The organism is Streptomyces sp. NPDC093149, from assembly GCF_044754145.1.
Classification (GTDB): Bacteria; Actinomycetota; Actinomycetes; order Streptomycetales; family Streptomycetaceae; genus Streptomyces.
In genome coordinates, this window is record NZ_JBIVON010000004.1 from 286783 (window position 1) to 307311 (window position 20529).

The 20529-nt window shown below is 70.7% G+C and carries 19 protein-coding genes; 9 read left to right on the forward strand and 10 right to left on the reverse strand.

From position 1 onward, the window contains the following. Positions 1 to 154 precede the first annotated feature (154 nt). Positions 155 to 388 (reverse strand): chaplin, encoded by a 234-nt coding sequence (locus tag ACIQCZ_RS14880; protein WP_402282512.1) that lies wholly within the window; start codon positions 386 to 388, stop codon positions 155 to 157. Positions 389 to 682: 294 nt separating this feature from the next. Then, on the reverse strand, positions 683 to 1084 hold the full coding sequence (locus ACIQCZ_RS14885) for a rodlin (RefSeq protein WP_402282513.1): 402 nt from the start codon (positions 1082 to 1084) through the stop codon (positions 683 to 685). Positions 1085 to 1521: 437 nt separating this feature from the next. On the opposite strand from ACIQCZ_RS14885, the gene ACIQCZ_RS14890 reads away from it, so the two are divergent. Further along, positions 1522 to 2385: a chaplin gene (locus tag ACIQCZ_RS14890; protein WP_402282514.1), complete on the forward strand. Its 864-nt coding sequence runs from the start codon at positions 1522 to 1524 to the stop codon at positions 2383 to 2385. A 117-nt stretch (positions 2386 to 2502) separates the two neighbouring features. On the opposite strand, the gene ACIQCZ_RS14895 is transcribed toward ACIQCZ_RS14890, so the two are convergent. The 5 genes from ACIQCZ_RS14895 to ACIQCZ_RS14915 form a co-directional block, all read right to left on the reverse strand. Beyond that, positions 2503 to 3438 carry a dihydrodipicolinate synthase family protein gene (locus ACIQCZ_RS14895; protein ID WP_402282516.1) on the reverse strand — a complete coding sequence of 312 codons (936 nt, stop codon included), beginning with the start codon at positions 3436 to 3438 and terminating at the stop codon, positions 2503 to 2505. After that, positions 3435 to 4442: an oligopeptide/dipeptide ABC transporter ATP-binding protein gene (locus ACIQCZ_RS14900; RefSeq protein ID WP_376271805.1), complete on the reverse strand. Its 1008-nt coding sequence runs from the start codon at positions 4440 to 4442 to the stop codon at positions 3435 to 3437. The genes ACIQCZ_RS14895 and ACIQCZ_RS14900 overlap by 4 nt, the downstream gene beginning before the upstream one ends. Further along, entirely contained in the window at positions 4439 to 6406 is a 1968-nt protein-coding gene (locus tag ACIQCZ_RS14905; protein WP_402282518.1) for a dipeptide/oligopeptide/nickel ABC transporter permease/ATP-binding protein, read from the reverse strand. Before ACIQCZ_RS14905 ends, ACIQCZ_RS14900 begins: the two co-directional genes overlap by 4 nt. Before the next feature lies 1 nt (position 6407). Then, positions 6408 to 7358, reverse strand: coding sequence for an ABC transporter permease (locus ACIQCZ_RS14910; RefSeq protein ID WP_402282520.1), 951 nt, complete (start codon positions 7356 to 7358; stop codon positions 6408 to 6410). Between the two features lie 116 nt (positions 7359 to 7474). Then, on the reverse strand, positions 7475 to 9070 hold the full coding sequence (locus tag ACIQCZ_RS14915) for an ABC transporter substrate-binding protein (RefSeq protein ID WP_402282522.1): 1596 nt from the start codon (positions 9068 to 9070) through the stop codon (positions 7475 to 7477). A 162-nt stretch (positions 9071 to 9232) separates the two neighbouring features. Here ACIQCZ_RS14915 and ACIQCZ_RS14920 point away from each other — a divergent pair, with 162 nt between their 5' ends. From ACIQCZ_RS14920 to ACIQCZ_RS14935, 4 genes are all read left to right on the forward strand, one after another. Further along, positions 9233 to 9964, forward strand: a complete 732-nt coding sequence (locus ACIQCZ_RS14920) for a FadR/GntR family transcriptional regulator (protein ID WP_402282524.1) — start codon at positions 9233 to 9235, stop codon at positions 9962 to 9964. 187 nt (positions 9965 to 10151) lie between these two features. After that, entirely contained in the window at positions 10152 to 11165 is a 1014-nt protein-coding gene (locus ACIQCZ_RS14925; protein ID WP_402282525.1) for an acetylxylan esterase, read from the forward strand. A gap of 14 nt (positions 11166 to 11179) precedes the next feature. Then, on the forward strand, positions 11180 to 12475 hold the full coding sequence (locus tag ACIQCZ_RS14930) for a GDSL-type esterase/lipase family protein (protein WP_402282526.1): 1296 nt from the start codon (positions 11180 to 11182) through the stop codon (positions 12473 to 12475). 119 nt (positions 12476 to 12594) lie between these two features. Beyond that, positions 12595 to 14031, forward strand: coding sequence for an exo-alpha-sialidase (locus ACIQCZ_RS14935; protein WP_402282527.1), 1437 nt, complete (start codon positions 12595 to 12597; stop codon positions 14029 to 14031). 185 nt (positions 14032 to 14216) lie between these two features. Here the strand turns inward: ACIQCZ_RS14935 and ACIQCZ_RS14940 are convergent, their stop codons facing one another. Both ACIQCZ_RS14940 and ACIQCZ_RS14945 read right to left on the reverse strand, forming a co-directional pair. Beyond that, complete coding sequence (locus ACIQCZ_RS14940) at positions 14217 to 14909, reverse strand: ABC transporter ATP-binding protein (RefSeq protein WP_402282529.1); 693 nt, start codon at positions 14907 to 14909, stop codon at positions 14217 to 14219. Continuing rightward, positions 14906 to 16027 (reverse strand): ABC transporter permease, encoded by a 1122-nt coding sequence (locus ACIQCZ_RS14945; protein WP_402282531.1) that lies wholly within the window; start codon positions 16025 to 16027, stop codon positions 14906 to 14908. Before ACIQCZ_RS14945 ends, ACIQCZ_RS14940 begins: the two co-directional genes overlap by 4 nt. 110 nt (positions 16028 to 16137) lie before the next feature. Here ACIQCZ_RS14945 and ACIQCZ_RS14950 point away from each other — a divergent pair, with 110 nt between their 5' ends. Further along, complete coding sequence (locus ACIQCZ_RS14950) at positions 16138 to 16728, forward strand: TetR/AcrR family transcriptional regulator (protein WP_376216453.1); 591 nt, start codon at positions 16138 to 16140, stop codon at positions 16726 to 16728. Positions 16729 to 16880: 152 nt separating this feature from the next. Here the strand turns inward: ACIQCZ_RS14950 and ACIQCZ_RS14955 are convergent, their stop codons facing one another. Beyond that, entirely contained in the window at positions 16881 to 17579 is a 699-nt protein-coding gene (locus tag ACIQCZ_RS14955) for a FadR/GntR family transcriptional regulator (RefSeq protein WP_402282533.1), read from the reverse strand. A gap of 154 nt (positions 17580 to 17733) precedes the next feature. Here ACIQCZ_RS14955 and ACIQCZ_RS14960 point away from each other — a divergent pair, with 154 nt between their 5' ends. From ACIQCZ_RS14960 to ACIQCZ_RS14970, 3 genes are read left to right on the forward strand one after another with little or no spacing between them, the layout of a single operon-like run. Then, positions 17734 to 18693: a dihydrodipicolinate synthase family protein gene (locus ACIQCZ_RS14960; protein ID WP_402282535.1), complete on the forward strand. Its 960-nt coding sequence runs from the start codon at positions 17734 to 17736 to the stop codon at positions 18691 to 18693. Beyond that, the gene (locus ACIQCZ_RS14965) at positions 18690 to 19817 is read left to right on the forward strand and encodes an ROK family protein (RefSeq protein WP_402282537.1); all 1128 of its coding nucleotides are present in this window, start codon (positions 18690 to 18692) and stop codon (positions 19815 to 19817) included. The genes ACIQCZ_RS14960 and ACIQCZ_RS14965 overlap by 4 nt, the downstream gene beginning before the upstream one ends. Continuing rightward, positions 19814 to 20494, forward strand: a complete 681-nt coding sequence (locus tag ACIQCZ_RS14970; protein WP_402282539.1) for an N-acetylmannosamine-6-phosphate 2-epimerase — start codon at positions 19814 to 19816, stop codon at positions 20492 to 20494. The genes ACIQCZ_RS14965 and ACIQCZ_RS14970 overlap by 4 nt, the downstream gene beginning before the upstream one ends. The last annotated feature ends 35 nt before the right edge of the window (positions 20495 to 20529 follow it).

The following is a 20529-nucleotide window of genomic DNA, read 5'->3' on the forward strand; positions in this document are numbered from 1 at the left end:
CTTGGGTAACGATGCGGTTGCGACACGGCAACTGGACGGGATCGCATTTTCTCGACGGCCACTCGAACGACCACCGGAAACGGGGAAGGCCCCGGATCGCATCGGATGCGTTCCGGGGCCTTCCCGTCGAGCGTTCGGCGCGACCGACCAGAGATCAGCTGTTGGCGCAGGTGCTGCCGAACGCGGGGTTGATCAGGCCGATGACGCTGACCGTGTTGCCACAGACGTTCAGCGGAATGTGGATCGGGACCTGGACGGTGTTTCCGGACGCGACGCCCGGGGAGTTGGTGGCGCTGCCATCCGCACCGGAGTCGGCGAACGCGGGCGCGGCGGCACCCATCGCCATCAGGGTTCCTGCGGCGATGGCGGCAACCTTGGTGTACTTCACTTTGATCCCTTTCTTCGACGGAGTCCGGGGCGGCCACGTCTTTCGTGCCGCACGAGCGCGGTCCTGATCACTCGTAACTCCGCCGCTGCAATTCGTAACGATTTAAGACCGTAGGCGAAACCCTCCGAGAAGAAATTTCTCGAAAAATCGCCTGAATGACGCAACATCGATCGCTCGCCGCCGTGGACGAGTTCATCGGAGAATCCGATACGTCCTCAGTGGGAAACGACAGCAGCGGGCCCGGGCCGCGTGGAGGAGGAACGCCGGCGACCCGGGCCTGTCACTGCGGCTGGATCAGCTGTTGCCGGCACCGTTGCCGGAGAGCACGGGGATGTCGCTCAGAATGTGCGAGAGGGGCTCGTCACCCTTGGCCTGGGTGGAGTTCTCGGTGCACTGCTGGTTCTGCGGCGAGGCCAGCACGTTGACGTCCTGGACCGCGACCGGGACCAGACCGACGAGCGAACCGGCGTTGACCTTGGCCGGCAGGCCGATGCAGGGCTTGTTCAGGCTGCCCTGGACCAGGCCGAACTGCGGGCTGCCGTCACCGTGCGTCTCGGCGTTGCCGAAGGACTGCGAGGCTCCGTTGCCGTTGACCGAGGTCGTACCGCCGTCGTCGCCGATCGCCATGGCCTGCGTCGCGCCCAGGCCTAGGACGGAGGCGGCCACCGCACTCGTAGCCAGAACCTTCTTGATCACGATTAACCCTTCTCGTACTGGATGCCCCGTAGTACCGGAGCCCCCTGCCCAACTCGCGACCGGACGTTTGGTTCCCTCCGTTCACTCGAATGCCGAGATCGCACGGACAACAGTACGAATGGGTGTCCCGGCCACCGCCCGGTCATTCATGTGCCGAAATATTGCGATGGCGTCAACGGCTCGCTCAAACATGTCGAGTCGGACACCCGAAATACGGAGACCCGCAATCAGATTGAACATCCGTGCGTAATCCGTCCGAGTGATCACAAGACTTCCACGAATTACGCGTTTCTTCGACACCGCCTCCTCGTTATGGGTGTCATCAGGCGTGTGGCTTGGGAGCCCTCGGGGTGATGTCCCCGGCATGAGCCCCATTGTCTTGTGAATGAACCGCGAGCGATCCGCTCGCGCGAGGTGTCCCTAAGAAAGGGCAATCAATGCGAAAAGCCTTGAGTAAGAGCGTGCTGGTGATGGCCGCGGCGTCAGGCATTCTGACCACGGCCGGCGGATACGCGTTCGCGGACGCCTCCGCCGATGGCGCCGCCGTCGGTTCGCCAGGCGTCGGCTCGGGCAACGCCGTGCAGGTGCCGGTGCACGTTCCGGTCAACGTGTGCGGCAACACGGTGAATGTGGTCGGGCTGCTCAACCCCGCGTTCGGCAACAAGTGCGGGAACGATTCCGGTAGCGGGAACGGTGGTCGGGGCCAGGGAGCGAGCGCCGAAGGCGCCGCGACCGAATCTCCCGGTGTGCTGTCCGGCAACCTCGTCCAGGTTCCCGTGGACGTGCCGGTCAATGCGTGCGGCAACTCCGTCGACGTCGTCGGAGCACTGAACCCTGCCTTCGGCAACGAGTGCACGAACCAGAGCGGGCCGGGCACCGAGCCGCCGGTGGTCACGCCTCCGGTCACACCTCCGGTCGTGACGCCCCCGGTCACTCCGCCCGTGGTCACGCCTCCGGTCACTCCCCCGGTCGTGACGCCCCCGGTCACTCCCCCGGTCGTGACGCCTCCGGTCGTCACTCCGCCGGTCACTCCGCCGGTCGTCACTCCGCCGGTCGTCACTCCGCCGGTCACGCCTCCGGTGGTCACGCCGCCGGTGGTCACGCCGCCGACCACGCCCGTCATCGACGAAACGCGGCCCGGCAATGAGCCCACGACCACCTCAGGGGGTGCGGTCACCGCGCAGCTGGCGCACACGGGTGCCGACACCAACCTGGGCCTGGCCGGCGGGGCGAGCGCCGCGATGGTGCTCGGCGGAGCCCTGCTGCTCCGCCGCACCCGCGCCCGCGCCACGCGGAACTGACGCACGCGAGCCCGGCATGATCCGGCCGAGAGGCCGTGGGTAGCGGGCGGAAACAGACAGGTGCGTGGGTACAGCCGGGGCTGTACCCACGCACCCTTGTGCGTTCTTCGGAACCTGTCAGACCCGGGCGAGCCCCGCGCGGTCCAGACAGGCGGCGATCGTGGCGGTCTCGGCCGCGTCCAGTGGGCGCATCGGCGGGCTCATCACGTGGGTGGCGATGATTCCGCGCAGCATGAGAGCCGTCTTGAACGCGCCGAGGCCTGCGGCGGTGGCCGAGGCCGTGCCGGGACGGGCCGCGCGGACGATGTCGAAGAGCGCGACGAGGCGGTCCTGCTCCGCCGCGGCAGCGCTCCAGTCGCCCCGTACCGCGGCCTCGTGGAGACGTACGTATCCGTGCGGGTCCACATTGCCGAGCCCGGGGACGGAGCCGTCGGCCCCGGCGAGCATCATCGCGTCCACGACCAGTTCGTGCCCGGTGAGCACGGAGAACTCCGGCAGCTCGCGGGCGCCGATGGCCAGGCGCCGGAACGAGGCGTCGTCGCCGCTGGAGTCCTTCACCCCGGCCAGCACACCGTCCGCGGCGAGTGGCAGCAGCAGTTCCGGGTCGAGTTTGCTGTGGACGCAGACCGGCACGTCGTACGCGAGGAGCGGCACGTCGAGCGCGGCGGCGACGTCCCGGAAGTGACGGTCGATCTCGGTGTGGTGGGTGCGTGTGTAGAAGGGGGCGGTGACGACGACGGCGTCGGCGCCGAGCGCCTCGGCGGCGCGGGCCCGCTCGATCGCCCGGTCGGTGGTGGTCTCGATCGCCCCGACGAGGACCGGGACCCGACCGGCGCAGGCGGCCGTGACGACCTCGATGACCTCGTCCTGCCGTCCGGGCGTCAGATAGGCGGTCTCGCCGGAGCTGCCGAGGGCGAACAGACCGCTGACGCCTCCGTCGAGCAGATGCTCCACGACCCTCTCCAGGGAGGGCCGGTCGATCTCGCCGTCCGCGGTGAGCGGGGTGACGACGGGCGGGATCACTCCGGAGTAGCGGGGTGTGCGGGCGGTCATGCGGTGCTCCTTGCGGATGGTACGGGCGGCCGGTCCCCGGTGGGGTCGGCCTGGCTACGGGGGTGGACGCAGTGCCAGCGGTGTTCCCCCGGTCCGAAGGACTCCGTGGGAAAGACCGTGGCGCAGGCGTCGTCCGCCTTCCAGCAGCGCGTGCGGAAGGGGCAGCCGGACGGTGGGTTGGTGGCCGAGGGGACCGGGCCGGTGAGCACGATCCGTTCGGTGGTCTCCAGCAGGCTGGGGGTGGCCGAGAGCAGTGCCTCGGTGTAGGGGTGCACGGGGGCGCCCGCGACATCGGACGCCCGCCCCTCCTCGACGATCCGGCCGAGGTAGAGCACGGCAAGGCGGTCGGCGAGGTAGCGCACGGTCTGGATGTCGTGCGAGATGAACACCATGCCGAGGCCCAGGCGTTCGCGGAGGTCGACGAGGAGGTTGAGGACCTGGGCGCGGACGGAGACGTCGAGCGCGGACGTCGGTTCGTCGGCGACGATCAGTTCCGGTTCGAGGGCGAGGGCACGGGCGATGGCGACGCGCTGGCGCTGGCCGCCGGAGAGCTGTCCGGGCAGCGCGGCGAGCGTGTGGCCGGGCAGGCCGACCAGATCGAGGAGTTCCTCGACACGTGCCTCGCGCGCGTCCCGGCTGCCCCGTCCGTGCACGTCGAGGGGGTCGCGGAGGATCTGGCGGACCGTGAGCCGGGGGTTGAGGGCGGTGGACGGGTCCTGGAAGACGACGCCGACGGCGGAGCCGAATTCGTCGCGGCGCTGCGCGGCGGACATCTCCCACAGGTCGCGGCCGTGAAAGCGGACCTCGCCCTCGGTGGGCTTCTGGAGACCGGTCAGCACCCGGGCGAGCGTGGACTTGCCGCAGCCGGACTCACCGACGAGGCCGACGATCTCGCCGCGCTTGACCTCCAGGGTGGCGTCGGTGAGGGCGTGCACGGCATCACGGCGGAAGACTCCGCCGCTGCGTGCCTTGTGGCGTACGTGGACGCCGTCGAGCCTGATCACAGGGCGCTCCCTTCCAGTTGTGCGGCCTTCGCCGGGTGGTGGCAGGCGAAGCCGTGGTCCTTCGCGGCGCCGCGTGCGGTGAGCTCGGGTGCGGTGGTGCGGCACAGTTCGGTGGCCGCGGCGCAGCGCGAGGCGAACCGGCAGCCGGTACCGAAGCCCTGCGGTGCGGGGACGATGCCGCGGATCTGGTGCAGCCGGTCGGCGCCCGCCTCCAGGGAGACGACCGATCCGAGCAGGCCCCGGCTGTAGTGGTGGGTGGGGTCGGTGAGTACGGAACGGGTGGCGCCGATCTCGGCGAGGCGCCCCGCGTACATCACCGCGACACGGTGCGCGAGGTCGCCGACGAGGGCGAGATCGTGCGAGACGAGGACCATGGCGAAGCCGAGTTCGTCGCGCAGTTCGACGAGGAGTTCCACGACCTGGGCCTGGACGGTGACGTCGAGGGCGGTGGTCGGTTCGTCCGCGATGAGCAGGCGGGGGTTGCGGGAGAGCGCCATGGCGATCAGGACGCGCTGGCGCTGCCCGCCGGAGAGCTCGTGGGGGTAGCTGCGCAGGGTGCGTTCGGGTGCCAGACCGACGAGTTCGAGGAGTTCGGCGGGGGACTTGGTACCGCCCCGCGAGGTGAGCTGCCGCAGCTGGGTACCGACGAGGACCGAGGGGTTGAGGGAGGAGAGCGCGTCCTGGTAGACCATCGCGATCTCCGGGCCCATCAGGGCGCGGCGTTCCTTCGGGGAGAGCCGCAGCAGGTCCCGGCCCCGGTACAGGATCTCGCCGCTGACCTCGGCGTTGCGGGCGAGCAGGCCCATGACGGCGAGGCTGGTGATCGACTTGCCGCAGCCGGACTCGCCGACCAGGCCGAGGGTCTCGCCCTCGTGGACGGTGAAGTTCAGCGAGTCGACGACGGGGACCGGGCCGTAGCGGTCGGGGAAACGGATCGCCAGGTCCCGTACGACGAGGAGCTCGGCGGCGTCCTTCCGTACCGGGTCGATGGACGGCTCGGTGGCGTTGACGCGGTCCGCGAGCCTGGTGAGGGCGGCGTCGATGTCCACGGTGGAGGTGGCCTCGACCGGGTCGGGTGCGGGGTCCGTGGCGGGGTCGACGGCCGCCTTGGCGCTTCTGGGCGCGGCGGAGGCATCGGTGAGGCCCTCGGAGAGGATGTTGAGCGCCAGCACGGTGATCAGCAGAGCGAGACCGGGGAAGAAGGTGGCCCACCAGCCGCCGGCCAGGAGGATCTGCCGGCCGTAGGCGAGGACGCTGCCCCAGCTCGGGTCGGGGTCCTGCACTCCGGCACCGATGAAGGAGAGGCTGGCCTCGAAGATGATCGCCTCGGCGACCATGACGGTCGCGAACACCATGACCGGGGCCATGCAGTTGACGGCGACGTGGCGGAGCACGATGTAGCCGCGTCGGGCACCGATGACCTTCTCGGCGGCGACGTAGTCCTCGCCGTACTGGGACAGCACGTTGGCGCGGACCACACGGGCCAGCGAGGGGGTGTAGACGAAGGCGATGGTGAAGATGATCACCGGGATGCTGGTGCCGAAGACCGCGACGAGGACGGCGGCCAGTGCGATCGGCGGGAACGACATCACCACGTCGAGCGTGCGCATCACGGACTCGTCGCCGAGTCTGCGCGAGGTGGCGGCGACGGAGCCGAGCAGGGCGCCGGCGACCAGGGCGCAGCCGGTCGCGCCGAGGCCGATGATCAGCGAGTAGCGCGAGCCGTGCACGACCCGGGCGAAGACGTCCCGGCCGGCCCGGTCGGTGCCGAACCAGTGGGCTGCGCCGGGGGCCTGGACCGGGGTGCCGGTGGTCAGTGGGTCCTGGGTGAACAGCGGGGCGAGGACGGCGCCGAGGACGACGACGATCAGTACACCGAGGGCGATGCGGGAGGTGACCGGGAGGGCGCGGAACGCGATGCCCGGTCGGGAGAGCTTCTTGGCCAGACGGCCGGTGGCGAACATGTCACACCGTCCTGATGCGCGGGTTGACCAGCAGATAGAGCAGGTCGACGATGACGTTGACCACCAGGAAGGCGATGGCGATGGTCAGTACGGTGCCCTGGACCAGGGCGACGTCGCCTCCGGTGACACCTTCGAGGATGAGTTTGCCCATGCCGGGCAGGTCGAAGATCGCTTCGATGACGACCGCGCCGCTGAGCATGTATCCGACCTTGATGCCGAGCACGGTCAGCGGGGTGACGAGCGCGTTGCGCAGCACCGAGCGGATCACCAGCAGCGGCGGGAGGCCGTTGCCGCGGGCGGTCCGGACGTAGTCGCGGTCGAGTTCGGCGACCATCGAGGTCCGTACGAGTCGGGCGAGGGAGGCGGAGACCGGGAGCGCGAGCGAGATCGCGGGCAGCGCCATGGTGGTGAGCCAGCCGCTGACCGAGTCGGCGGGATTGGTGTATCCACCGGTCGGGAAGATCCGGGTGTTGAGTGCGAACTGCTGGATGAGCAGCACACCGAGCCAGAACGACGGGATGGCGACCCCGGCCATGGAGAGCACCCGGAACAGCTGGTCGGGCCAGCGGTCCCGGTACATGGCGCCGACCACACCGAACAGGACGGCCAGGACCACCGCGAGGATCAGCCCGAGGAGGGTCAGCTGGAGCGTGAGCGGAAAGGCGGCCGTGATCCGGTCGAGTACGGGCTGGCTCGGCGGGACGGTCGTCCCGAGGTCGAAGTGGAGCAGCTGACCGAGGAAGTGGAAGTAGCGGACCGGGAGCGGGTCGTTGAGACCGTTGGCCTCGGCGAACGCCGCACGTGCCTCGGGGGTGGCGCTCTCCCCGAGCGCGTTGAAGGCCGGGTCGACCGGCGAGAACTGCAGCACCACGAAGACGAGCAGCGCGATGCCGAGGATCATCACCGGCATCATCGCGACGCGGCGCAGCGCGAGCCGGAGAAAAGCAACCATCGTCGGGTTCCTTGCGGTTGGGCGGGCTGACGGTCCGGGACACCTGGGTCGAGGAGATGTCCCGGACCGGACGATCGGGCGCCTGGACGCGGGGCCGGAGCCGGGGCCGCAGCCGGTCAGGCGCGGCTGACGTCCAGGAAGGAAAGGCCCGTGGTGGGCAGCGGCTCGAAGCCCGAAAGGGCCTTGCCGTTCCAGGCCGTGGGCAGCTTGCGGTGCAGGATCGGGTAGAGCGCGGCCTCGTCGGCGACGAGGTCGGTGACCTCGCCCCACAGCTCCTTGCGCCTGGCGTCGTCGGGGGCCTGGGCTGCCTTGTCGAGGGTCTGCCTGACCTTCTTGTACGCGGCGGACCTGCCCCAGCCGTAGCGGCTCTCGGGCCAGAAGCCGTAGTAGAACCAGCGCAGCAGGAGGTCGGCGTCGTTGCCGAAGACGGACGGGTCGCCGGGGGCGACCAGCACGTCGAAGGCGCCCTTGTCGACCTTGGCGTACTGGGCCGGGGACTGCGCGATGTCGAGGGTGACCTCGACGCCCGCCGCCTCCCAGCTCTCCTTCAGCAGCGGGGCGATGTCCTTGACCCATCCGGTGTCGGTGGTGAGGACGGTGAAGGAGAGGTTCTTGGCGCCCGCGTCGGCGAGCAGTTGCTTCGCCTTGGCCACGTCGTGCGTGTAGACCGTGGCGGCCTTGTGGTAGTCGGGATGGGTGGCGGGGACGTATCCGGTGGCCGGGGCGGCGTTGCCGACCATGGCGGTGGAGATGATCTTCTCGGTGTCCAGGGCGTAGTGCAGCGCCTGGCGCACGCGCTTGTCGGCGAACCGTTTGTCGGCGGTGTTGAACATCAGGAAGAGCAGGCCGAAGGACTGCACGGACTCGGTCTTCGAGGAGCCCGCGAGGCGCTTGACGTCGATGTAGGGGACGTCCTCGATGGCCTGGACGCGGCCCGATTCCATGGCGCTGACGCGGGCCGACTGGTCCGACATCAGGCGCCAGATCATCTTCTCGGCCTTGGCCGGGTGGGCGCCGTTGTACTTGTCGTACGCCTCGAAGACGATCTTGTCCTCCCGGGTCGCCTCGACGAACCGGTACGGCCCGGAACCGACCGGCTTGGCGTCGAAGGCCTTGGGATCGGGCTCGACGATCTTCTTCGGGACGATCCGGGCCACGGCTATGCGGGACGGGAAGAGCGCGAAGGGGTACTTGAGCTTGAACTCGACCGTGTCGGCGTCGACGGCCTTCACGGTGTCGATGAAAGGCACGAACTGCGCCATCAGCGAGGCGTTCTTCGGGTCCAGGATGCGTTCGAAGCTGAACACCACGTCCTCGGCGGTGACCGGCGATCCGTCGTGGAAGGTCGCGCCCTTGCGGAGCGTGGCCCGGTAGGTGGTGGCGTTGATCTTCTTCGGCATCTCGGTGGCGAGTGCGGGGCGGGCCACGAGCGTTGCGGGATCGAGATCCACGAGGCCTTCGAAGATGTGCATATTGGCGGCGTACGGAGTCGCGCCCGAGGTGATCATCGGGTCGAAGCCGGTCGACAGGGGGTACGAGAGACCGGCCTCGATGAGGCCGTTGCCGCTGCCTTTGCCCGCCGTGCCCTCGGCGGTCGATGACGGTCCGCCACAGGCGGAAAGGCTCGCCGTGATGGCGGCCGCCGCACCGACGGCGCTGGTGTAACGCAGGAAGGTGCGGCGCTCGACACCGGCTGGTCTCAGCTCGGGCACGGGTCCTCCAGGAACGTGGAACGTAGGGGTGGGAACAGGCGTGGGAACGCAGGGATCACGAGGATCAGGAACCAAAGCATCAGACGTCAGATGTCTGATGCCTTGATAGCGTGGGAACGTAGCTTGACAATCGAGAGGGGTCAAGAGGTGGGGAGTTCACATATGTCCGGTACGAGGCCCGGCCGGCAGCTGCTTCGGCAGGAAGTCGTCGAGGGCATCAAGCGCTACATCCTCGAGAAGCGACTCCACCCCGGAGATCCGCTGCCCACCGAGCCGGCCCTGTGCGAGGCCCTCGGCGCGAGCCGTTCCAGCGTCCGCGAGGCGGTCAAGATCCTCAACGCGCTGGACATCGTTGAGGTACGGCACGGGCACGGCACCTACGTGGGCAGGCTGAGCCTGTCCGCGCTCGTGGAGAGCCTGACCTTCCGCGGCCTGCTCTCCCCCGACGACGACTTCCAGGTGATGGCCGACCTGGTCGACGTGCGTGAGCTCTTCGAGCGCGGGATGGCCGACCGGATCGTCTCGCTGCTCAGCCCGGAGCAGCTCGACGCGCTGGACGCACTGGTCGCCACCATGCGCGAGACCGGCGCGCAGGACGGGCACGGCTTCGTGGCGGCGGACCGGGCCTTCCACGCCCTGCTCGTCGCTCCGCTCGGCAATGACCTCATCGGCCAGCTCTCGATGGCGTTCTGGGACGTGTACACGATCGTCGCGCCCCACCTCGACGGATTCACGCACGCCGACGAGACGGCGACGATCGCGGCGCACCAGAACATCGTGGACGCCGCGCGGGCCGGGGACATCAACGGCTTCCTCAAGGCACTGGGCGAGCACTACGCCCCGGTCAGGCGCCGGATCTCGGAAGCCCGCGCCCGCGACAACACCTCCGGCTGACCCGACCGCCGCTCCTCCCGGAGCGATGCAGCTCCAGGGCCCCACCGGGGCGGATCCGGGCGGGGTGGGGCCCTTGACGGCCGCCGCGAGCGCTGCCTAGGGTCCGTGTGCCGATAGGACATCTGACGTCTTCTGTCTCGATGCCCGGCGTTCAGCACCGCGGTTGCACCCCCAGGAGGGCACCTCCATGCCGTTGACGGACCTCTCACTCGCCGACTGCCTCGACTACCGGCCCGAACTGCCTGTTCCTGTCGGTTTCGACGCCTTCTGGTCGAGCACCCTGGACGCGACACCCGCGGTCGGCGGAACCGGTCCGGCGGGAAAGCCGGTGTTCTCACCGGTCGACACCGGGCTCGACCGGATCCGTACGTACGATGTGACATTGCCCGGCTTCGCCGGGCGACCGGTCCATGGCTGGCTGCACCTGCCCGCCGGATCCACCGGGCCGCTCGGCTGCATCGTCGAGTTCCTCGGCTACGGTCGCGGACGCGGCTTCGCCCACGAGAATCTGCTCTGGGTGTCCGCCGGATACGCGCATCTGATCATGGACACCCGCGGTCAGGGCTGGTCGGCCGCGTCGGGCTCCACCGCCGACACGGACGCCGGCGCGGCAGGCACCGTACCCGGCTTCGTCACCCGCGGCGTCGAGAGCCCCGAAACGTACTACTACCGGCGGGTGTTCACCGACGCGGTGCGTTGCGTCGAGGCGATGCGCACCCACCCCGAGGTCGATCCCGCCCGGATCGTCGTCACCGGAGTCAGCCAGGGCGGCGGCATCGCCCTGGCCGTGTCGGGTCTTGTGCCGGGGCTGGCCGGAGTGATGCCGGATGTGCCGTTCCTCTGCAACTTCCGGCGGGCCGCTGAGATTTCGGGCCGGCCGCCGTACACCGAGATCGCCGAGTATCTGAAGCTCCACCGCGACCGCGCCGGGACGGTGTTCACCACCCTGGCGCATTTCGATGCCGCACTGCTCGCCACCCGTGCCACCGCTCCCACACTGTTCTCGATCGCGATGATGGACGAGATCTGCCCGCCTTCCACCTGCTTCACCGCCTACAACCACTACGCGGGACCGAAGGACGTCCGGGTCTACGAGTTCAACGGGCACGAGGGCGGAACGGCGCATCACCAGCGGGAGCAACTGGCCTGGGTGCGGGCTCTGTTCGCGGGCCCGCCGTCGGAGCGGGTCCGTCAATCCTGACCGGAGGTTCTTCCGTGCGCAGACGATCCATGCTTCTCGCCGCCGGGGCGGCGGCCCTGGGCACCCAGCTCGGCAGCCGCGCCTTCGCCGCCGCAGGCAGCGGCCCGCTCCTGGACCACGACACCCCGGTGGACCTGGACGGCAGAGAGTACGTCGACCTGTCGGACCGGGTCGGTGCACTCGCCCCGCTCACCACCGGGACCATCGTCGTCACCTTCCGCACCACCAGCCACAACGAGGCGATGACATTGCTCAGCGCCTCCGACCCGACCGTCCCCTCCTCCAACATCACGCTGAACCTGTCCGGCGGCGCCCTGCAGTTCTCCGTGCGCGACCGGGGCGCCGTACTCATCAATGTCATGACCAGGACACGGTACGACGACGGTCTGCGCCACACCGTCGCCGTCACCGTCGACGCGTCGGGCACCCGGCTGCACGCCGGCGGGCGCACAGTGTTCGAGACGGCCCGGCACTCCTTCTTCGGCCATGCCTCCGGGCTGAGCGCACTCGCCCTCGGGCGCAACCTGGACAGCGACCACCCCGGTGGCGAGTGGTTCTGCACCGGCACGATCGAACGGGCCGCGGTCTGGGACCGGGTGCTCGACGCGTCCGAACTGGTCGCACAGAGCCCCCGCCCCGACCTCGCCGACCTGGGCCGGATCTCCACGATCCTCAACAGCGACACGCCCGCCAGCTGGGTCGTCACCGGCGACAGCATCACCCACGGCGCCCTGCACACCAACGGCTGGCGCAGCTACCCGGAGCACTGGACGGAGCGGGTCCGCTGGGAGCTGGGCAAGCCGAAGAACCGGGACTTCGTGATCGACTCCGGCGTGAGCGGCGCCACCAGCGCCGAACTCGTCGCCCGGTTCGGGGAACGGGTCACCGCGTTCTCCCCGAAGGTCGTCTCCATCATGATTGGTACGAATGACATCGCGACGGCCGGCCTCGGCCCGGAGGTCTACCGGGCGAACCTCGTCTCGCTGGTGCGCTCGGTACGCGCGCTGCCCGGCGCACCCGTTCCGGTGCTCCAGTCGCCGAACCCGGTCGATCCGGCGAAGTGGCCCGGCAGGGTGGGGCTTTCGCAGTACGCGCAGGTGATGGGCGAGGTCGCGGCGCAGGAGGGCGTCGTGTTCGTCGACCACTACACCGACTGGCTGAGCGGCAACGGCGGACAGGTCCCGCTCCCCCTGCTCGATGACGGCCTCCACCCCAACGAGCGGGGCCACCACCGCCTCGCCCTGAAGATGATCGAAGATCTGCGGGTCTTCGACATCGGCAGCCGGGTCTGCTCGCTGCACATCCCGTAGCGCGGCACCGGCTGTTCCCCGCGCCCCGCCCGGCGGGCCCCTCCCCCGCCTCGCGGGGAGTTCCACAGATTCTCCGCCCTTCCGAGAAGCATCACTCCTTCCGAGAAGAGAGATCGTCCATGCAGCGAAACGTCTCCGTCGCCCTGCTCAGCGCCGCCATGCTGGTGGCCACCGCGGCCGGCACCGCCCACGGCGCGCCCGCCCCCGGTGCACTGACCTCCCAGGACCTGACCGTCGACGGGGTGGGCTCGCCCCACTACCGCATCCCGGCGCTCACCACCTCGACGAAGGGCACGGTCCTCGCGGCCTACGACGCCCGCCCCACCCTCGGCGACCTGCCGAGCAACATCTCCGTCGTGCTGCGCCGCAGCACCGACGGCGGCGTGACCTGGCAGCCGCAACAGGTGGTCCGCAAGGATGCCGCGCCCCAGGGCTACGGCGACCCGAGCCTGCTCGTCGACCGCATCACCGGCCGGATCTTCCTCTTCTACGCGGCCTCGGTGAACCAGGGCTTCTTCGGCTCGGGCACCGGCAACGACGAGAACGACCCGAACATCATCCAGGCCGACTACAGCTACTCCGACGACGACGGGCTGACGTGGACCCATCGCCGTATCACCAAGCAGATCAAGAACCCCGCCTGGGCGGGCATGTTCGCGGCCTCCGGCGAGGGCATCCAGGTGCGGCAGGGCGCGTACGAGGGCCGGCTGATCCAGCAGTACGCCGTCCGGATCGACGGCGCCAACTACGCGGCCAGCGCGTACAGCGACGACCACGGCGAGACCTGGAAGATGGGCAACCCGGTCGGTCCCGGGGGCGACGAGAACAAGACCGTCGAACTGTCCGACGGCAGGATCATGCTCAACAACCGTTCCAAGCCGTACCGGACGATCGCCTACTCCACCGACGGCGGCGTCAACTACACCCCCTTCACCCAGGACACCCAGCTGACCGACCCGGCCGACAACGCGTCGGTGATGCGCTACAACGCCGACGCCCCCGCGTCGAACCCGCAGTCGTCGTGGCTGCTGTTCAGCAACACGGAGGACGCCTCGGCACGGCGCAACCTCACGGTGAAGATGTCCTGCGACAACGGCAGGACCTGGCCGATCAGGAAGGTCGTCGACCCCGGCTCCGCGGCCTACTCGACGCTCACCCGGCTCCCCGACGGACGGCTCGGCCTGCTCTACGAGCGCGCCGACTACACGCACATCACGTACGCCTCGTTCGATCTGAAGTGGCTGGGCGGCACCTGTGCGGACATCACGATCACCCCGCCCACGCCCCTGAAGGCGGGCACGGACACGACGGTGACGGTCCGTGTCGTCAACCGGATGGACGTGCGGCGCGGGGCGGGCACCGTCGATCTGACCGTGCCGTCCGGCTGGACGGCGAAGCAGACGACCGCGCCCGCCCTGAACCCGGGCCAGGGCGCGAACATCAAGGTTCCGGTCACCGTGGCGGCCGGAGCCTCGGGCAGCGCCGCCCTCACCGCGACCTACCGCACGGGCGGGCTTCAGGCGTCAGGCAGCGCAACGGCGACCGTGACCCCGTAACGGCCTGGTGCACGACGGCGAGCGGGATCCCGGCGCCGTGCGGCTTCGCCTCCGGCGTTGTCGTCGGCCGACGACGCTGCGCGTCGCCTCCCTCCTCCGCTCGGATCCGAAGCCGCATGACGCCGCTCGCCGATCCACTCTCTGTCGTGCACCTGGCCGTAAGGCCCGAAGCGCCCTTCGGGCCTTCAGCGGGCGGGCCGTGCGGACGCCGCCGCGGCGGCGGTCAGCTCGGCCATGTCCACGACCCGGTCGGCGGCGTCCGCCACGGCCGGGTCGTGCGTGGCCACGACCGTGACGCAGTGATCCTGCCGGGTGCGTTCGGCGAGCAGTTCGGCCAGTTCGCCGGCCTGCGAGCGGTCGACAGCCGCCGTCGGTTCGTCGACCAGCAGCAGTTTCGGGGAGAGGAAGAGCGCACGGGCCAGTGCGACGCGCTGGCGTTCGCCGCCGGAGAGCTGTTCGGGACGGTGGCGCAGTCGATGGCCGAGGCCCACCCCGGTCAACGCCTCCTCGGCGCGGGAGCGGTGTGCGCGGGGCCGTTCGCCACTGATGTAGGCGGCGGCCAGGAGCTGTTCGACGGCGGCCAGGCCGGAGAGCAGATTGCCGCTCTGGAACATGTAGCCGATGCGCTCCCGGCGCACCTTGGCGCGCTGGGCGTCGGAGAGCACGGCGAGGTCCTCACCGTCCAGCAGGACCTGTCCGGCGGTGGGCCGCAGCAGGGCGCCCGCGACGGCGAGCAGCGTGGACTTGCCGGACCCCGACGGGCCGACGAGGGCGGTCATCCGGCCCGGTTCGAAGGTGACGTCGAGGCCGTCGAAGACGGTCGTACGGGCATCGGCACGGCCGAACGCGACGGTGACGCCGCTCAGTTCGAGGCTCATCGGTTGGCTCCCAGCATGGTCAGCGGGTCGGCTCTCGTGACCCGGCGCAGGGTCAGGGCGGTGCCCGCGAGGCCGACGGCCGCGACGGTGCACATGGTGGCGGCGAGGGTGGCGGCGGGCAGGCTGAACGGCACCTGTTCACCGACCAGCAGTCCGACCGCTCCGGCCAGTACGGCGCCCGCGGCGGTGCCGAGGACGACGACGAGGGCCGCCTGGAGCACGGTGTGGGCGAGCAGCCGTCGGCGCGAGGCGCCCAGCGCACGCAGCAGGGCGAGTTCGGGCTGGCGCTGCACGGTCCATACGGCGAAGAAGGCGCCGACCACCAGGGGTGCGATCAGGTAGAGGAAGACCTGGATCGAGTTCATGGTGACGCGTTCACCGGTGTAGCCGGGCGCGGCCTCGTACGCCTTCTCCTTGGTGAGCGTGGTGGTGGAATGCCGCGCGTCGAGTTCGGCGGTCGGGGCCTTGGCCGGAGTGCGCAGGGCCAGGGCGCTGAACTGGTCGGGGATCGCGACGGCGGACGAGGCCGGCGCACCCGGAGTGCTGAAGCGGATGCGCTGCCAGGTCTTCAACGGCACGTAGGCGGCGGCCACATGGCCGTAGCTGGAGCGTTCGGTCGCTCCGACGACGTGCAGCCTGATGCCGAGCCGGTCGATGACCAGGATGTCTCCGACGCGTACGCCCTCGTCGGCGAGCTTGGCGGACATCACGAGGCTGTCCGCCGGCGCGTGCGCGAGGCCGTGGCCCCGGGTGACGGAGGGGCTGAGGAAGGAATCGGGCTCGACTCCGAAGGCGGCGAGATCGACCTCGGTGCCCCGGTTCGTCGTGCCGCGGGTGATGGAGACGCCCAGCGGGGTCGCGTCGGTGTTCGCGTCCTTGCGCCAGGCGGCGGCCGTCTCTTCGTCGAGGAGGCTGCGGGCGAACTGGTCGGACCGGGCGTCGGAGGAGAACACCAGCTGCGCGGCCGGAAGCCGGCGCAGCGCGGAGATGGTGTCGTCGCCGAGGCCGGTGGTGAAGCCGGAGACGATGCCCACGAGTGCGGCGACCAGCACCACGACGGATCCCATGAGCAGAAAGCGCCCTCGGGCGGCGCGCAGCTCCAGCAGAGCGAGGAACACAGCGGTTCCCTTCGATGGATGTTAGGGACGATGTGTCGCCAACATAGATGATGGGGACGCGGCGTCGCCAAGTGGGGGTCGACAGGGCGCGGGGCTTCTAGACTGGGCCCGTGCCCAGGATCAGAGCCGCCACGGTCGTCGAGCACCACGCCCAGCAGCGGCTGGCCCTGGTGCGGGCGGCGCGCGAGCTGCTGGAGGGCGGCGACGCCGAGGACGTGACCTTCACGGCGGTCGCCAGGGCCACCGGCCTGGCCCGCAACAGCCTGTACAAGTATTTCCCCGGCCGCCCCGAGCTGCTCGCCGCCGTCGTGGAGGACGCGATGCCGCGCTGGACGGACGCCATCCGGGCCGGAATGTCGGCGGCCGGTACGCCCGAGGAGAAGATCGCCGCCTATGTGTCGTCCCAGCTGGAGCTGGTGCGCAGCGGTGAACACCGGATCGCCCAGGCGCTGGCCGGGGTCCGGGACGCGACGGTGGTGCGGGAGAGCGCGGTGCGGGCCCACCGGGAGCTGCTCACTCCGCTGATCGACGCGCTCACCGACCTGGGCGAGGAGGATCCACGGCGCACGGCGCTGCTGCTGCAGGGCATCGTCAACGCCGCCACGACGGCGATCGAGTCGGGCGACGACCATGCGGCGGTGACGGAGCGGGCGGTACGGATGGCGGTCACCGCGATCACGGGGGCCGGCGCGGGGCGGTGACGGTGGCGACCCCGTGTCGCCCTCTCACCGCCACCCCACCGGGCCGATGCAGGCTCCGGGAGGCCGGCGCCCGACGGCCGGCGCTCCAGGGCGTGACGACGTCCGGCCACCGGACCTCCGCGGGTCCCGGGCGACCGGCCCCCGGTCACCCGTTACCGGCCGGCCACCGGCTCCAGTCGGGTGCGGATGCCGTCGAAGTGGGTGCGCATGGCACGCACCGCGCGTTCCCCGTCGGCCGCCGCGACCGCCGCGACGATCTCCCGGTGCTGTGCGCACGTGGCGGCAGGGTCCTGATGGCCGTCGTCGAGGTCTTCGCGGACCCGGTCCATGGCCGCCCAGAAGGCGTCCAGCACCTCACTGAGCAGATGGTTGTCGAGCGAGGCGTAGAGCGCGAGATGGAAGGCGCGGTCGGTGTCGCGCGCCACCCGGCCGCCGTCGCGCGCCTCCTCCTCCATCCGCGCGACCAGGCCACGCAGCACTTCGAGGTCCTCGTCGGGGACACCGGCCGAGACGGACCCGATCAGGCCCGCCTCCAGGACCTCCCGCACCTTCATCAGCTCGTAGAGGCCCGGTTCGCCCTGCCGGTGACGGACGGCCGCACGGAAGGCGAGCCCCTCGGCGAAGGGTGACAGGGAGAGCGAGCCGACGAAGGTGCCGGAGCCTCGGCGGATCTCCACGACGTTGACGGCCTGGAGCGCTTTGAGGGCTTCGCGCACCGACACCCGTCCGACGCCGAAGAGTTCCATCAGCTCCGCCTCGGTGGGCAGGGCGTCGCCGGGGGCGAGTCTGCGCTCCAGGATCAGTTCCTTGAGCCGGCGCTCTATGTCCTGAGCCATGGTGGGGCGGACCACAACGTCCTCCTGAGGTGCGATTGCCCCTTGACCGGTCGCAGGAGCATCTGTTTAAGGTGAGGCCAGACATAGGACATCTTACGTCTCATGTCTCGATCCGTGTAGCCGCCCGGGGCCGCGGATCGGCGTTTCGACCAAGCTGGAGAGCCCTCACATGTCTCTGACCGAACCGCTGCACGGCGTCGTCCCGCCGGTCTGCACCCCGCTCGACTCCCGGGGGGAGGTCGACACCTCGTCCCTCGCCCGGCTCGTCGAGCATCTCGTCGCCGGTGGGGTGCACGGGCTGTTCGCGCTCGGCTCCACCAGCGAGGTCGCCTACCTCACCGATGAGCAGCGCGCCACGGCACTGAAGACCGTGGTCGACGTGGCCGACGGAAGGGTTCCGGTGCTCGCCGGTGTCATCGACACCACCACTGCGCGCGTCGTCGAGCACGCCGGGTCCGCCGCGGAACTGGGCGCGGACGCCCTGGTCGCGACCGCGCCGTTCTACACCCGTACCCACGGCAAGGAGATCGCCCAGCACTTCCGGCGGCTGCGCGCGGAGGTCGATCTGCCGCTGTTCGCGTACGACATCCCGGTCGCCGTGCACAGCAAGCTCTCCGCCGCGCTCGTGCGTGAGCTCGCCGAGGACGGCACGCTGGCCGGCCTGAAGGACAGCAGCGGCGACGAGGGCGGACTGCGCCGGCTGCTCGTCGAACTGGGCGGACGGGACGGGCGCAAGGAGGGCCCGGCGCCGCGATTCAGTGTGCTCACCGGCTCCGAGCTCACCGTGGACGCCGCCCTGCTGGCCGGTGTCGACGGTGTCGTACCGGGCATCGGCAACGTCGATCCGGCGGGCTACGTGCGGCTGTACGACGCCGCGCGGGCCGGGAACTGGGCACTCGCCGCGAAGGAGCAGGAGCGGCTCGTCGAGCTGTTCGGCATGGTCGACGTCGGGCCGGAGGCGGACATGGGCCGCAGTTCCTCGGCGCTCGGCTCGTTCAAGGCGGCGCTCCACCTGCTCGGCATCATCGAGTGCGGCGACACCGCCTTCCCGCAGATCCGGCTGAACGCCGAGTCGGTCGGTCTGGTCGCCCGGCGTCTGCGCGCCGCCGGTCTGCCGCCGGTCCGATGAGTTCCGCCACCTCGTCCGGGGGCACCGGCGCCCCCGTGATCGGCCTCGACCTGGGCGGCACGAAGATCGCAGCCGCGCTCTTCGGCGCGGACGGCGCGGTGCTGGCCCGCCACACCCGGCCCACCCCGGCCCTGGAAGGCGCGACCGCCGTACTGGACGCGCTCGCCGGGGCCGCCGCCACCGTCGATCCCGGGCGGCTGGCAACGGCGATCGGGATCGCGGCGGCCGGGGTCGTCGATCCCCGTACCGGCGTGGTCACCAGCGCCACCGATTCCATCCGCGGCTGGGCGGGCACCGTGCTGGGCGCCGGCCTCGCGGACCGTACGGGGTCCCCGGTGGCCTGCGACAACGACGTACGCGCCACCGCCGGACCGGAACTCGCGGCACTGCGGGCGCACCGGACGGGCCGCGGGCCGTCGTCGGGCGCGGCCGGACCGGACGGGCCGGATCACCGGGAGGCCGGAGCGGACGGACCGGACCGCATGGAGCCCGCCAGGCCCAAAGCGGGTCGCGGGTCCTCCGGCGCGGACGGACCGGACCGCGTCACATCGGGCCCGGACGGTCCGGGCCGGGGGTCGCTGCTCTTCGTGGCGGTCGGTACGGGAGTGGGCGGTGCGATCGCCGTCGACGGGCGAATGCTGCACGGTGCCGCCGGGATCGCCGGGCACCTGGGCCATCTGCCCAGTCCCGAGGCGGCCGGACTGCCCTGCACCTGCGGCGCCACCGGACATCTGGAGGTCATCGCCTCCGGGCCCGGCATCGTCGCCCACTACGAGCGGCTGGCCGGTTCTCCGGTGGACCGGCTCGAAACCGTCGCGGCCCGCGCCGCGCGGGGAGACGCCGCCGCCGTCCGTGCCATCACCGTCGGCGCGGCCGCCACCGGCCATGTGCTCGGCGGGCTCGCCAACGCACTGGGGCCCGACCGGGTCGTCGTCGGCGGCGGTGTGCCGCGGATCGGCCCGCTGTACGGGGACGCCCTGGCCACCGCCTTCGCCGCGGAGCTGATGCCGCCGCTGCGCGGGCTGACACCCGAGGCGCCGCTGTTCGGCGCCGACGCGGCCGTGCTCGGCGCCGCCGCCCTGACCACCACTCTTCCCCTCCACCACCCAGGAGCCGTTCGATGACAGCACAGGAACTGGCCGCTTCCCTCCAGGGCAGGCTGATCGTGTCCTGCCAGGCACCCCCCGGCGACCCGATGCGGGAGACCGGCACCCTCGTCCGACTCGCCCGGTCGGCCGTCGCGGGTGGCGGTGCGGCGATCCGCGCCAACGAACCGGCCGTCGTCGCCGCGATCGTCGAGGCCGTCGATCTGCCGGTCATCGGTCTGTGGAAGGACGGTGACGTGGGCGTCTACATCACCCCGACCGTCCGGCACGCCCTGGCGCTCGTCGAGGCGGGCGCAGCCGTCGTCGCCGCGGACGCCACCGACCGGCCGCGCCCCGACGGCTCGTCCTTCGCCGAGCTGGTCGCGGCCGTCCACGGGGCCGGAGCCCTGGTCATGGCCGATGTCTCCACGCTCGCCGAGGGCATCACGGCAGCCGGGCAGGGCGCGGACTTCGTCTCCACCACGCTCTCCGGCTACGTCCCCGGCACACCGGAACAGACGGGCCCCGACCTCGAACTGGTCGCCGAGCTCTCCGCCGCGATCGATGTCCCCGTCGTCGCCGAAGGCCGTATCAACACGCCCGACGAAGCCGCCGAGGCCCTGACACGCGGCGCCCACAGCGTCGTCGTCGGCACCGCCATCACCGCCCCCACCGCCCTCACCGCCCGCTTCGTCGCGGGCATCGCCCGGCGCTGACCTGTCCCCACCACGCGGGCCGGCCGCTCAACGGC

What these genes read in the sequence shown, in the direction of transcription:
- ACIQCZ_RS14890 (WP_402282514.1), top strand. Translation starts at nt 1,522, where the DNA reads ATGCGAAAAGCCTTGAGTAAGAGCGTGCTGGTGATGGCCGCGGCGTCA.
- ACIQCZ_RS14895 (WP_402282516.1), bottom strand. Translation starts at nt 3,438, where the DNA reads ATGACCGCCCGCACACCCCGCTACTCCGGAGTGATCCCGCCCGTCGTC.
- ACIQCZ_RS14905 (WP_402282518.1), bottom strand. Translation starts at nt 6,406, where the DNA reads ATGTTCGCCACCGGCCGTCTGGCCAAGAAGCTCTCCCGACCGGGCATC.
- ACIQCZ_RS14910 (WP_402282520.1), bottom strand. Translation starts at nt 7,358, where the DNA reads ATGGTTGCTTTTCTCCGGCTCGCGCTGCGCCGCGTCGCGATGATGCCG.
- ACIQCZ_RS14920 (WP_402282524.1), top strand. Translation starts at nt 9,233, where the DNA reads ATGTCCGGTACGAGGCCCGGCCGGCAGCTGCTTCGGCAGGAAGTCGTC.
- ACIQCZ_RS14925 (WP_402282525.1), top strand. Translation starts at nt 10,152, where the DNA reads ATGCCGTTGACGGACCTCTCACTCGCCGACTGCCTCGACTACCGGCCC.
- ACIQCZ_RS14935 (WP_402282527.1), top strand. Translation starts at nt 12,595, where the DNA reads ATGCAGCGAAACGTCTCCGTCGCCCTGCTCAGCGCCGCCATGCTGGTG.
- ACIQCZ_RS14940 (WP_402282529.1), bottom strand. Translation starts at nt 14,909, where the DNA reads ATGAGCCTCGAACTGAGCGGCGTCACCGTCGCGTTCGGCCGTGCCGAT.
- ACIQCZ_RS14960 (WP_402282535.1), top strand. Translation starts at nt 17,734, where the DNA reads ATGTCTCTGACCGAACCGCTGCACGGCGTCGTCCCGCCGGTCTGCACC.
- ACIQCZ_RS14965 (WP_402282537.1), top strand. Translation starts at nt 18,690, where the DNA reads ATGAGTTCCGCCACCTCGTCCGGGGGCACCGGCGCCCCCGTGATCGGC.
- ACIQCZ_RS14970 (WP_402282539.1), top strand. Translation starts at nt 19,814, where the DNA reads ATGACAGCACAGGAACTGGCCGCTTCCCTCCAGGGCAGGCTGATCGTG.